Source organism: Lacrimispora sp. 38-1 (assembly GCF_049890855.1).
Classification (GTDB): domain Bacteria; phylum Bacillota; class Clostridia; order Lachnospirales; family Lachnospiraceae; genus Lacrimispora.
Window position 1 is genome coordinate 12,100 of sequence record NZ_JBANEW010000066.1, and the last position, 12,644, is coordinate 24,743.

Here is a 12,644-nt window from a genome sequence, read left to right on the forward strand (position 1 = left end):
ACCTTCTAAAATAATATTGACCGATTCGGTTCATAGTTTTATTATAGCGTCATGAACCGATTTGGTCAATACAAGAATATCTACATGTATCGTTAGTTTGGCTAATTTTAGGGAAAGAAGTATCAGATGGTTTCACATTAGAAGAGCATAATATACATTGAAGGTGAAACAATCAGAAACATCACTACATTTGGATAAGAGCCAGGGGAAATCATCAGAATCAAAGATTGGATAAAAAACAGATAAATTGTATCTCAGCTCAATTCCTGTTCAGAGCAGCTCCGGGCAACCAGGGAGGAAAATTGTAGACGAAACACGAAAAAGGAAATATAATGTAAAGTGCTGTTATATCCCAAACTGCACAGCAGGAAGGGGGTGCAACAGTTGGAATACATATTAACCCTTATGCTTTCGGTCATAGCAGGCGTAGTGACTCATTACGTTTGCAAATGGCTCGACCGAAAGGACAAATAACAGTGAGCATAAGAAAACCCAGGGATGGCAGTCCCTGGGTTTTCGTTTGTGCAACAATTGAAATACATAATCCCTTTGTATCTTTATTTTATACCTAAAGTACTTGCGTGTCAACCGTTGTGTCTAAAAGTATCTCAAAGTATCTCAAAACATTCGCAGCTGCCAGGATTATAAAACCATGCACCACAAAGGAATCGTCACCAGGGATAGCAGGGTGGTCACCACCACGCATTTGGTGGCAAAAATATAATCTCCATCGTACTTTGCTGCCAGTATTGCAGTGGTGCTTCCTGCCGGCATACCCGTCAGCAGCACCGATACGCCGGATATCATCGGACTCACAGGAAAGAGGCGGCAGCATATAAAAACCAGAAAGGGAATAAAAAACAGACGAATAAATGTATACTTCATAATCCCCTTATCAAAAATACTGCCTGCTTTCACCTCTGCAAGAATTGTTCCGATTAAAACCATGGAAACCGTTGTGGTACAGCCGCCCACATTTCGAATGGTATTTTCTAAAAATACAGGCATTGATATCTGGGTAATCATAAAAAACAATCCGATATATACTGCAACGATACAGGGGTGGGTAAGAACCTTCTTTACCACGGTCTTCTTATCCGGACTTTCTGTAAAATAAGAGACTCCCGCAGACCACATGACAATTCTCTGGGGAACGAGAAAGATGGACGCATACATCAGTCCCTCTGCCCCGTAAACCCCTTCTGCAATTGGATTTCCCATAAAACCGGCATTAGAGCAGACCGTTCCATACTGAAGCACCTTCTTACGCCGCTCCGGTTCCTTTCTATAAAAGGTATTGGCTATTATCAGACAGCCAAACTGAATCAGTGTGGCAATCACCAGAATAACCGCAAAACCTTTTAAAATATCCATATTAAATTCAATGAGAAAGGAACTGATGATGTTGCACGGCAGGATGAGATCAATAACCAGATCTGTCAGCACCTGTTTTGCACTGTCCGGAAGGATTCCCAGTTTTCTTAAAACTACTCCGGATGCAACCAGCAAAAACAGCATACCCTGGAGGTTTATGAGACTGCTATTTATCATAATTTTCACTCTTCTTTTGTTTTCATATATTCATCCATGGCTTCTGCCACTGTTTTGGAGTAGGCCACAGCCTCAACGACTGTTCTGGCTCCAAGCACTACGTCACCTGATGCAAAGATACCAGGTATGGTTGTCTGCCCATTGTCGTCTGTCATAAGCAGACCGTTCTGGCTGGCTTTTAAGCCCTCGGTGGTATTCACCAGTTTGCTCTTTGGACCCTGGCTGACAGAAATAATGGTGGAATCGGCAAAAATCTGCTCCCTCTCCTCACCCAGTCCTGTCTGTTTTCCATCTGCATCGTGAAGAACCTTAACAAATACAGGACCATTATCCGTTATTTCCACGATCTGCATTCCGAATTGAAATTCAGCACCGTCCAGTCTGGCATAGGCTGTTTCATGTTCACTGGCATTGCTTGCCATACCTCTTGCATAAAGAGTCACTTTTCTGGCGCCGTGGCGAATGGCAGTTCTGGCCACATCCATGGCGGAATTGCCCATTCCTATGATGGCAATGGTATCTCCCAGATGATAGGCGTCCGGATTAGCAAGATAATCAATGGCATAATGGACATTACCCAGAGATTCTCCCTTTACTCCAAGAGTTTTTGGTCTCCATACACCGGTTCCGATAAAGATGCTCTGATATCCATCCCGAATCAGATCTTTTATTTCCAGCGCTGTACCAATTGCTGTATTCGGACGTATTTTCACACCGATTTCCAGCAGTTTTTTCTTATAACGCTCCAGTATGGATTTGGGAAGGCGGAATTCAGGGATACCGTATTGTAAAACTCCTCCAACCTTATCTCTGGCATCAAAAATGGTCACACTGTAGCCCTTTTTTGTAAGCAGGATAGCAATGGTTATACCGGCCGGTCCTGCACCGATCACCGCCACCTTCTTCCCGTTTTCAGGCAGACATTCAATCTTCATCTGATCAAAAATTGTATCAGAAATATAGTTTTCAATACTGCTGATATGGACAGGCTGGCCCTTTTTCCCTAATATGCAGTGGCCTTCACACTGCTTCTCATGGTTGCAGACCAGAGAACAAACCAGAGACATGGGATTATTTTCAAATACCATCTCTCCTGCTTTATTTAAATTTCCCTCTTTAAATGCCTGAATCATCTGGGGAATGGCAGTCTGTATGGGACACCCCTGCCGGCATAATGGTTTTTTGCAGTTTAAGCATCTGTTTGCTTCATCAATTACATGTACAGCCATATTTATTTTCCTTTCGTTTTGCTCTCTATTATTCTTTCCGGTTTCAATTGTTCTTATGTTGCACATTGTATACAATGCAATGTGCTGGACACATCATATCACACTCAAAATCAGAAAATCAATAGGCTGCATGCATGTATAAAAAAAAATAAATTATGACAAAAAAATATCGATTTATCAAGGATTCTTATTAAAAAAAGAGAATTCAAAGCCTTTATGCCCCCATGAAAACAGGCGGCAAAAAACCTTAAATTCTCTTACCTGGTGATTATTTACCCTCGTAGGTAATCATCGCTTCCACATCATATCCGGTAAGTCTGTCTCTTCCGTTTAATCCTGCAAGCTCCATGATAAAACAGATCTTAACCACTTCACCGCCAAGCTCTTCAACCAGCTTGATGATCGCTTCAATGGTTCCTCCGGTTGCAATCAGGTCATCAATAATAACCACCTTCTGTCCCGGTTTAATGGAATCTTTGTGTATCTCCACAGTTGCCTTACCATATTCCAGTTCATAATCAGCAGAAAGAACCTCTCTCGGAAGCTTTCCCTTCTTACGCACAGGTATAAATCCCTTGTGCTCTGCATAGGCTACCGGCACACCAAAAATAAAGCCTCTGGACTCAGGCCCGATTACAGAATCATATTCCACTCCTTTTAACATCTGACGAATGCCATCCACAGCCATGGTAAGTCCGTCCGGGTCTTCCAGAATGGTAGTCACATCACGGAATACAATTCCTGCCTCCGGAAAATCCGGAATGCTTGTGACATAATCTTCTAATTTCTTCATCTTTTATCCCTCATAATCATAAAATTTTCCTGCAGCTTTTCACGCCGACTCACCTATTATAGCGCAAAGAGTCTTCACAGGCAAATATTGTTTTATATTCTTCTATATTATATTCCGGCTAGCTTCTTGGGTGCGCCCCTGCGTAGGTACGCCGCACGGTTTCCTTCTGGGCATAGTTCATATACATCTGTGTTGTAGCCATATCAGAATGGCCAAGCATGGCCTGTACCGCATGAATATCCGCACCGTTGCGGAGCAGATGGGCCGCGAAAGAATGTCTTAACGTATGAGGGGTAATATCGGACTGAATGCCCGCCTTATCACCATAATATTTAATGATCTTCCAGAATCCCTGACGGCTCATGGGTTTTCCGCTGCAGTTGGTAAACAGCCAGTCCGATTCCTGTCCCTTTAAAAGAGTCTGTCTGCCCCGTTCCATATAGGCGGAAAGAGCGAGCTTTGCCACCTTGCCAAAGGGTATCATACGCTCCTTATGCTCATCCCGGCATGTGATATAGCCCACGGTCAGATTCACATCCCTGCTCTCTAAATGAATCAGCTCCGACACCCTGATTCCTGTTGCATAAAGAAGTTCCAGCATGGCTCGGTCTCTCAGCTCTTTGGGGGAGTCCCCGTTTGGCTGGCTTAAGAGGCAGTTGACTTCATCTACAGTCAATATGGTCGGCGCCTTCTTCTCAACCCTGGGCGCCTTTAAAAGCTCTGCCGGATCTCTGGATATCAGACCTTCCCTGCATTCATAATGGAAAAATGCCTTCATGGAAGCCAGACAGCGTGAAATGGTAGTAGTCGCTCTGCCTTCTTTTTCCAGAAACAGGATATAGGAGTTTAAACTTGTCTTCGTCACCTTGTCCACTTCCATAATTCCCTGCTTCCCCAAAAAAGAAGCCATCTGAATTAAATCTCTCTGGTAAGACACCTCAGTGTTTTTTGATGTTTTTTTTATCTCTCTTAAATAAATTATAAAATGATTAATATCGGCTACCATTTCAATATCCCCTGACCTTCCGGTTTCAAAAAATGCCCTAAAATAAGGCTTCTTCCTAACATTATATAGACTATTTTCGATAAAATCAAACACATTTTTTGAGCAGAAAAAGCACTTTACATAACATATACCAGATATTGGTGGCACGCATCGTTATTTCGCAAGATATGGTAACTTTTGGTCAATCATTTTACATTATTTTTTTTAATAGTCCCCTGATTATAAGACAATTTTTAAAAAAACGGGATTAATCCAGGTCTCCAGGGCACTTCCCAGTACAGACAGAAGAAGAATGAAAAAAAGTACGGCAGCCCGAAACCGCTTCCCCTTCTGCAGGCCCCAGTACAGCAAAAGAGTCCACAGCGGCAGATAGCAGAGCCACTGAGGCATGACTGTCATGAAAAAAAACGGCAGTCCCATTAATCCTTTCTGTACGGTAATGACAGACATGACAAATCCCATGGAAAACCCCAGTCCTGCAGTGAACAGACAGTATAAAAAAACCGCATACGCAGTCATCCCGATCAGCAAGGCAATCAGGATCTGAATTATTCTCTGTCTTAAGACTTCCAGGAAAAGCCCCATGCTCTCCTGCCCACTTACGCTTCTGTTTCTGTCTAAAAGCCCCAGATAATAAACTGCTTCATTCTCAAAAGAAGAATACCAGAAATTGGCAATGACTGTTCCTGCCATCAGACCGATAAAAAAGCAGACCAGATACCGGTCATCCGCTCTGACTTTCGTTGATACGGGAATATATCCGCTCCTTACAGCTCTCCTCTTTAGTCCGGATTTCAATCGCATCAGATAATCAGCCATAAAAATCCCCCTACAGGTCTTGTCATAATTTATGCCTGCAGAGGGTCTGTTTATTCCCTTATTTTACATCATACTTCCTGGCATATGCCAGTATCGCCGCAATGGTCTTTCCGTCTGTAATCTCTCCCTGGTAGATCTTTTCTTCCAGATCCTTTACTGTCCATTCTTCCACTTCAATATATTCATCTTCATCTAAATTTTGTCTGGACGGCTCTAAATCCCGTGCCACAAAAATATCAATTACTTCATCACAGAACGCAACCGTAGTATTGACTCTTATGAGAAATTCCAACTTCTCTTTTTCTGTCTTAAATCCGGTCTCTTCCTCCAGTTCTCTGTGGGCACAGTCAATCTTCGGCTCCTCAGGAAAATTCAGTGCTCCCGCAGGAACTTCCAGAGTATAGCGGTCCAGTGCATTGCGGTACTGCCTGACCATAAGTATCGTTCCATCTTTTGTGACCGGAACTACTGCTGCCGCTCCAATATGATGAATAAAATCCCAGTGCGCCAGATGTCCGTTTGCATCTACTGTATCTTCGTAAATTTTCAAAATGCTCCCCTGATATTTAAGGGTTCTGTTTAATCGTTTTACCGGAAGCTGATCCATAATAGCTTCTCCTTTCCTGTCATCGTCCTATATCTTCTCACATTTCTTAAAGCAGGCATCTGATGCCTTTATCACCGCATTGCGGAAACCATATTCCTCTAAAGCAGAGACTGCGGCAATGGTGGTTCCTCCAGGGGAACAAACCTTGTCCTTGAGTGCTCCCGGATGCTCCCCTGATTCCAGCACCATTCTCGCACTGCCGGCCACAGCCTGTGCAGCCATCTCATATGCCGCATCACGTGGCAGACCGTATTTTACGGCGCTGTCAGCCAGTGCCTCTATAAACATATAAACATAGGCCGGAGAACTGCCGCTGACACAGACCACCGCATTCATCAGGCGTTCTTCTACTATCCGCATCTTACCAAGGGAAGTGAAAATGCCGGCAATGGCCTCCTTCTCTTCCTCTGAAAAAGCCTTTTCTTCATAGCAGACTCCTGTCATGCCTTCTCCCAGCAGTGCAGGGGTATTGGGCATGGCGCGAACCACTCTTTTTTCGTCTCCCAGCTTTTCCTTAAGCTGGATCGTGGTAATTCCGGGTGCAATGGATATAATGACATTTTTTTCCGTCACCACATCCCGCAGTTCCCCCAGAACCGGGTTAAAATACTGGGGTTTTACCGCCAGAACAATATATTTTGTAAGGCCTGCACACTCCTGGTTTGATTTTACCCAGTCAATGCCCAGTTCCTTTGATACTTCAGCACAGCGGTCCTGATTTACATCAGTAAAGATAATATCCTCTTTTTCATATTGCTTCAGCAATCCTCTGGCAATTGCGTATCCCATATTTCCGATTCCAATAATTCCTATTTTCGCCATCTGATATCCTCCTGCTTTTAACTGCTATCAATTAGCACCATTCTAACACCATTTTTTTAAATGTCAATGAAGGAAGATATTAATTGACAAAATTGAGATAATAATATATGATTAAACAGTTATAGTGTGTTACTGATTAATCAGGCATTAACTATGCATGAATATTTTTGGAATGTTTATGCTGGTTAGTGCTTTTTTTGTGTCCGGAGACTAAAAAGCTTCCTAATAAGCATTTCAAAATCAAAAATTATTATAATTAAGAAGTTGAAAGGAGTCTTATTAATGAAGGACAGGATTTTTGGAGTATTACAAAGAATTGGCAGATCATTTATGTTACCAATAGCAATTTTACCGGTTGCTGGTCTGCTGCTTGGAATAGGTGGTTCTTTTACTAATAAAACCATGTTAGACGCCTATGGACTTACAAGAGTCATGGGCGAAGGAACCGTTCTCAATGCATTGTTACAGATCATGAATAGTGCAGGTAATATTGTATTTTCGAATTTACCAATTATTTTTGCAATTGGTGTTGCGATTGGTATGGCAAATAAAGAGAAGGAAGTTGCAGCTTTGGCTGCGACAATTGCATTTTTTATTATGCATGCTTCTATTAGCTCATTAATCAGTATTCATAATAATGGAGAAGGTCTTTTAGCAGGTGCTACAACTTCCGTTTGCGGTATTCCATCCTTGCAGATGGGTGTTTTTGGAGGCATTATTGTAGGGTTAGGAGTAGCCGCACTTCATAATAAATTTTATAAGATACAGCTTCCGCAGGTGCTGTCATTTTTTGGCGGAACACGATTTGTACCGATTATTTCCGGAGTGGTATATGTTTTTGTAGGTATTCTTATGTATTATGTCTGGCCGGTTGTTCAGATGGGAATATTTGGAGTAGGAAACGTTGTTTTAAATAGTGGTTATGCCGGAACATGGGTTTATGGGTTTATGGAAAGGCTTCTGATACCATTTGGTCTTCATCATGTATTTTACCTGCCATTCTGGCAGACAAGTATTGGTGGAAGGTTAGAGGTTTCAGGTAAAATGATCGAAGGTGCGCAGAATATTTTCTTTGCCCAGCTTACAGATCCCACTGTAAAACATTTTGCTGTTTCGGCTACACGTTTTATGTCAGGAAAATTCCCTCTTATGATTTTTGGACTTCCAGGAGCAGCACTTGCCATGTACCGTACTGCAAGACCTGAAAACAGAAAGGTTGTCGGAGGATTATTATTGTCAGCAGCACTTACCTCAATGCTTACAGGTATCACGGAGCCTCTTGAATTTACGTTCTTATTTGTTGCTCCTTTACTTTACGGGATTCATTGTGTTCTGGCAGGTGCATCTTATATGATCATGCATATATGCGGTGTTGGTGTAGGCATGACCTTTTCCGGCGGATTTATTGATATGTTCTTATTTGGTATCCTTCAGGGAAATGCAAAGACCAGCTGGATATGGATTGTAATAGTCGGGATTGGATATTTCCTGTTTTATTATATTCTATTCTCATACTTAATCAGGAAATTTGATTTAAAGACACCAGGCCGTGATAAGCAGGAAGAAATAAAACTGTATACAAGAGCCGATGTAAATGCTCAAAAGAATGGAAACAATGAAACCCCGGAAGACGTTGTTTCAGCAGGCATCTTAAAAGGCCTTGGAGGAAAGAAGAATATAGCTTCCGTGGATTGTTGTGCGACAAGACTTCGCTGTACAGTAACAGATGGAAATCTTGTTAACGATGATGTGTTAAAGGCAACAGGTGCCAGTGGAGTCGTGCATAAAGGAAACGGCGTACAGATTATATATGGTCCCAGAGTGACCATTATTAAGTCAAATTTTGAAGACTATTTAGAGACTGCACCAGAGGAAACAGACTTTGATTATACAGGAAACCACGATTCGTCAGAAAGCGTAAAATCTAAGAAAGATAAAAAGGTGATCAATTCCATAATCATTTCCAGCCCGTTTACAGGAGAGGCTGCAGATATTACCACTGCACCTGATGAAGGATTTGCAAAAAAAATGATGGGAGATGGTGCAGTCGTTACACCAACAGAAGAAATAGTTACTGCACCTGAAGATGGGGAAGTCTGCTTCGTTTTTGATACAAAACATGCGATAGGTTATCAAACGGACCTTGGTGTCACAATGATTATCCATGTAGGAATCGATACGGTCAAACTTGCTGGAAAAGGATTTGAGGTATTTGTGGAAAATGGACAAAAGGTCAGGAAAGGGGATAAGCTCCTTAAAATTGATTTAGAGTACTTAAAAACAGCAGCACCATCTGTATGCTCTCCTGTCATCTGCACAGAACTTAAGGATAATCAGGAGATCAGACTAATTGCAAATGGTAAGGTTAAAGCAGGCGAACCATTATTTGCAGTGGATACTTTTGAATAAGTATTTGTGAAATGCATATTGTGAATGTCCTATTCTTTCCGTTTTATTCATGGTAAAATGGAAAGAATAGACATACAGAGAGGATGGCGTTTACGATATGTACCGCATAAGTAAGATATTAAATAACAACAGTATAATCGCAATTGATATGAATGATAATAAAGAATATATTTTATTGGGAAAAGGAATTGGATTTGGGAAAAAGGTATCGGAACGTTTTGAGGCACCAGAGGATTGCTCTGTTTACTCTTTACAGGAAAAGTCAGAACGAGGTACGAACAGAGAGCTGGTTAAGAGCGTTTCACCTGAATACTTTGAATATGCCAATGCAATTTTAGATGAGGCAGAGAAAAGGGTTGGAAAGCTTGACCGGAGCATCCTGTTTCCAATGGCGGATCATATTTCATTTGCGGTACAGAGAATCCAGAATGGGGAGCAGATATATAATCCGCTAACAGAAGATATAAAAGCCTTATTCCATAGCGAATTTAAGGCAGCACTGGTTTTACGGGATATACTAAAAAATGAAAAGAACATTGATATAGATGATGATGAGATCGGATATGTTTCCCTGCACATTCATGCAGCAAAAGAGGATATTCACACCTCAATCTCGATGAAGATGGCTGAGGCGGTAAGAAGATGTATCAACATCATTGAAAATGAAAAAAATTGTAAGATCGATGTGATGTCCCTGTCTTATAACAGGCTTATGGCCAGAATCGTAAAGAACGAAGAATTAAAGTTGAATATCAATGACTATCTGGAATTTAAGATTCCGGAATCCTTTACAATAGCAACTACAATCTGTGACGAGTTAAGCATTGCATTAAAACTGGAAATAAAAGAAGTAGAAATCGGTTATTTAGCCATGCACATAGAACGGGTAATCATGAGTGAAGAATAAACACTTGTGGACGGCCATATGGCGATTGATGTGATCTGAACAAATTAAATTTCAAATTACGTATTGACATTTTCATTTTAATCTCATATACTGTAGCAAAGCAAAGTAATAAACTGTTGAGCAGGAGTAAGTAAGATCTCTTCATCATGCACAGAGAGCTTCCGGTTGGTGAAAGGAAGCGTTGATGTCTGGTCTGAATGGACCTGCGAGGGCGGCTTGAAACCGGTATTTATCTCCGGTAGTAGATGCTGACGGGTTTCCTATCCGTTATCAAGGGGAGGCACATGTTGGTGTGTTATAAGCGGGAGAAGTCTATCTTCTCCAATCAGGGTGGTACCGCGGAACGAGTCACTACAAGCTTCCGTCCCTCTTATCCATAGAATTATGGAAGAGGGACGGGAGCTTTTTTTATTAAAAAATCTTAATCAGGAAAGGAGCCAGTATTATGATTATCACACCGGATTGCAGGGAGATTGAAGCGCTTGGCGCTTCCTACCCTGTCATACCAGTCTGCAGGGAAATTTTCGCAGACATTGTAACCCCCATCACTCTGCTGAGAAAAATCGGGGCATTAAGCAGAAAACACTTTCTGTTAGAAAGCATTGAGGGCGGCGAAACCTGGGGACGCTACTCCTTTCTTGGTTATGACCCTGTCATGAAGGTCAGCTGCCAGGACCATGTGGTCACCATACGCCGTTACGACAGCATCACAGGAGCTGGTCAGGATGAGGTATTTAGATCAGACACTCCCTTTTTAGTTCTCCGGGACATATTAAAGGATTACCGCTCTCCGAAAATTTCCGGACTTCCGCCATTTACCGGAGGCTTTGTGGGTTATTTCGCTTACAGCATGATTGGTTATGCAGAGCCTGTCCTGTCTATCAAAAAAGGGGACTGCAGCGACTTTGATCTGATGCTGTTTGACACAGTGATTGCCTATGACCATTTGAAGCAGAAAATAAGCATCGTGGTAAATATGAAGACGGACCGGATTATGGAAAACTATGGGGCGGCCTGCACAAGACTGGAAAGTATCGCACGGATGATCGGAGAAAATACTCCCCTGAAAAAATCAGCCGTACAGGAAAGGCCTGATTTTCACTGTAACGTTTCCAAAGAGGAATACTGCCAAATGGTTGAAAAAGCGAAGGAATACATCGTGGACGGAGATATTTTTCAGGCTGTCTTATCCAGACAGTTTAAAAGCGAATATCACGACAGCCTCTTAAATGCTTACCGGGTGCTTAGGACCACCAACCCTTCCCCTTACATGGTCTATCTTCACATGGATGAGACAGAGATTATCAGCACTTCTCCTGAGACTTTAGTCCGTTTAAAAGACGGCAGACTGACTACCTTCCCCGTAGCCGGTTCCAGACCACGGGGAAGCAGTGAGGAGGAAGACCGACAGCTGGAAGAAGAGCTGCTTGCCGATGAAAAGGAGCTGTCCGAGCACAATATGCTTGTGGATTTAGGACGGAATGACTTAGGGAAAATCGCTAAGTTTTCCACCGTAGAGGTTACCGGATATAAAATGATCCACCGTTTTTCCAGGATCATGCACATCTGTTCCCAGGTGGAGGCAGACATAAGATCAGACTGTGACGGACTCTCCGCAATTGAAGCGGTACTTCCCGCAGGCACTCTCTCCGGTGCACCGAAGATCCGCGCCTGTGAGATTATCGAGGAACTGGAGCGGGAACCACGAGGTATCTACGGGGGCGCGCTGGGATACATTGATTTTACCGGAAACATGGATACCTGCATTGCCATACGAATGGCTGTGAAGAAAAATGGAACGGTAACCGTTCAGGCCGGCGGCGGAATTGTGGCTGACAGTGTTCCGGAGCTGGAATATGAAGAATCAGGAAACAAAGCAAAGGCTGTAATCCACGCAATTGAAACGGCTGGGGAGGTGAATGACTGATGATACTGCTGATTGATAATTATGACAGCTTCTCCTATAATCTGGTCCAGCTGTTCGGTTCCATTGAACCGGATATTAAAGTCATAAGAAATGATGAACTGACTGTGGAGGAAATCCGTCTCTTACATCCCTCCCATATTATACTCTCTCCAGGTCCTGGATATCCAAAGGATGCGGGTGTGTGCGAAACGGTGGTAAAGGAACTTTCCGGAACTGTTCCCATTCTTGGTGTCTGTCTGGGACACCAGGGCATCTGTGAAGTATACGGGGCGAATATCACCCACGCAAAAAAACTGATGCACGGGAAGCAGAGCCTGATTGACATTGATACCTCAGATCCCATATTCAGGGGGCTTCCAGATACAATACCTGCTGCCAGATATCATTCCCTGATTGCCGAAAAGGGCTCCCTTCCGGACTGCCTGTCAGTGATCGGAACTGACTCCATCGGTGAAGTCATGGCAGTAAAACATAAAGAGTATGCGGTCTACGGACTGCAGTTTCACCCGGAATCCATACTCACACCAGATGGAATGACCATTTTAAAAAATTTTCTGACTATTATATAAAGGAG

The 12,644-nt window shown here is 42.7% G+C and carries 11 protein-coding genes and 1 other annotated feature; of the genes, 4 read left to right on the plus strand and 7 right to left on the minus strand.

The features are described from left to right. Positions 1 to 642 precede the first annotated feature (642 nt). From V7D18_RS19500 to proC, 7 genes are all read right to left on the minus strand, one after another. Positions 643 to 1,551 carry an AEC family transporter gene (locus V7D18_RS19500; protein WP_426156665.1) on the minus strand — a complete coding sequence of 303 codons (909 nt, stop codon included), beginning with the start codon at positions 1,549 to 1,551 and terminating at the stop codon, positions 643 to 645. 5 nt (positions 1,552 to 1,556) lie between these two features. Next, positions 1,557 to 2,780: an NAD(P)-dependent oxidoreductase gene (locus tag V7D18_RS19505; protein ID WP_426156667.1), complete on the minus strand. Its 1,224-nt coding sequence runs from the start codon at positions 2,778 to 2,780 to the stop codon at positions 1,557 to 1,559. A 268-nt stretch (positions 2,781 to 3,048) separates the two neighbouring features. Continuing rightward, complete coding sequence (locus tag V7D18_RS19510; protein ID WP_097004804.1) at positions 3,049 to 3,573, minus strand: adenine phosphoribosyltransferase; 525 nt, start codon at positions 3,571 to 3,573, stop codon at positions 3,049 to 3,051. Between the two features lie 118 nt (positions 3,574 to 3,691). Next, positions 3,692 to 4,579 carry a site-specific tyrosine recombinase gene (locus tag V7D18_RS19515; protein WP_426156669.1) on the minus strand — a complete coding sequence of 296 codons (888 nt, stop codon included), beginning with the start codon at positions 4,577 to 4,579 and terminating at the stop codon, positions 3,692 to 3,694. 219 nt (positions 4,580 to 4,798) lie between these two features. Then, complete coding sequence (locus V7D18_RS19520; protein ID WP_426156671.1) at positions 4,799 to 5,398, minus strand: stage II sporulation protein M; 600 nt, start codon at positions 5,396 to 5,398, stop codon at positions 4,799 to 4,801. A 58-nt stretch (positions 5,399 to 5,456) separates the two neighbouring features. Next, positions 5,457 to 6,005 (minus strand): NUDIX hydrolase, encoded by a 549-nt coding sequence (locus tag V7D18_RS19525; protein WP_426156672.1) that lies wholly within the window; start codon positions 6,003 to 6,005, stop codon positions 5,457 to 5,459. A gap of 27 nt (positions 6,006 to 6,032) precedes the next feature. Continuing rightward, the gene (gene proC / locus V7D18_RS19530) at positions 6,033 to 6,827 is read right to left on the minus strand and encodes a pyrroline-5-carboxylate reductase (RefSeq protein WP_426156674.1); all 795 of its coding nucleotides are present in this window, start codon (positions 6,825 to 6,827) and stop codon (positions 6,033 to 6,035) included. Between the two features lie 282 nt (positions 6,828 to 7,109). On the opposite strand from proC, the gene V7D18_RS19535 reads away from it, so the two are divergent. The 4 genes from V7D18_RS19535 to V7D18_RS19550 all read left to right on the plus strand — a co-directional run bounded on the left by V7D18_RS19535 (position 7,110) and on the right by V7D18_RS19550 (position 12,639). Then, entirely contained in the window at positions 7,110 to 9,236 is a 2,127-nt protein-coding gene (locus V7D18_RS19535) for a glucose PTS transporter subunit IIA (protein WP_426156676.1), read from the plus strand. A gap of 97 nt (positions 9,237 to 9,333) precedes the next feature. Continuing rightward, positions 9,334 to 10,143 (plus strand): PRD domain-containing protein, encoded by an 810-nt coding sequence (locus V7D18_RS19540; RefSeq protein ID WP_426156678.1) that lies wholly within the window; start codon positions 9,334 to 9,336, stop codon positions 10,141 to 10,143. Positions 10,144 to 10,250: 107 nt separating this feature from the next. Beyond that, positions 10,251 to 10,515, plus strand: a binding site (T-box leader). Between the two features lie 76 nt (positions 10,516 to 10,591). Further along, positions 10,592 to 12,070 (plus strand): anthranilate synthase component I family protein, encoded by a 1,479-nt coding sequence (locus V7D18_RS19545; protein ID WP_426156810.1) that lies wholly within the window; start codon positions 10,592 to 10,594, stop codon positions 12,068 to 12,070. Then, positions 12,070 to 12,639, plus strand: a complete 570-nt coding sequence (locus V7D18_RS19550; RefSeq protein WP_426156680.1) for an anthranilate synthase component II — start codon at positions 12,070 to 12,072, stop codon at positions 12,637 to 12,639. The genes V7D18_RS19545 and V7D18_RS19550 overlap by 1 nt, the downstream gene beginning before the upstream one ends. The last annotated feature ends 5 nt before the right edge of the window (positions 12,640 to 12,644 follow it).

Bases quoted from the DNA above. Each gene is read 5' to 3' on its own strand.
- V7D18_RS19500 (WP_426156665.1), bottom strand. From the start codon at position 1,551: ATGATAAATAGCAGTCTCATAAACCTCCAGGGTATGCTGTTTTTGCTG.
- V7D18_RS19505 (WP_426156667.1), bottom strand. From the start codon at position 2,780: ATGGCTGTACATGTAATTGATGAAGCAAACAGATGCTTAAACTGCAAA.
- V7D18_RS19510 (WP_097004804.1), bottom strand. From the start codon at position 3,573: ATGAAGAAATTAGAAGATTATGTCACAAGCATTCCGGATTTTCCGGAG.
- V7D18_RS19515 (WP_426156669.1), bottom strand. From the start codon at position 4,579: ATGGTAGCCGATATTAATCATTTTATAATTTATTTAAGAGAGATAAAA.
- V7D18_RS19520 (WP_426156671.1), bottom strand. From the start codon at position 5,398: ATGGCTGATTATCTGATGCGATTGAAATCCGGACTAAAGAGGAGAGCT.
- V7D18_RS19525 (WP_426156672.1), bottom strand. From the start codon at position 6,005: ATGGATCAGCTTCCGGTAAAACGATTAAACAGAACCCTTAAATATCAG.
- proC (WP_426156674.1), bottom strand. From the start codon at position 6,827: ATGGCGAAAATAGGAATTATTGGAATCGGAAATATGGGATACGCAATT.
- V7D18_RS19535 (WP_426156676.1), top strand. From the start codon at position 7,110: ATGAAGGACAGGATTTTTGGAGTATTACAAAGAATTGGCAGATCATTT.
- V7D18_RS19540 (WP_426156678.1), top strand. From the start codon at position 9,334: ATGTACCGCATAAGTAAGATATTAAATAACAACAGTATAATCGCAATT.
- V7D18_RS19550 (WP_426156680.1), top strand. From the start codon at position 12,070: ATGATACTGCTGATTGATAATTATGACAGCTTCTCCTATAATCTGGTC.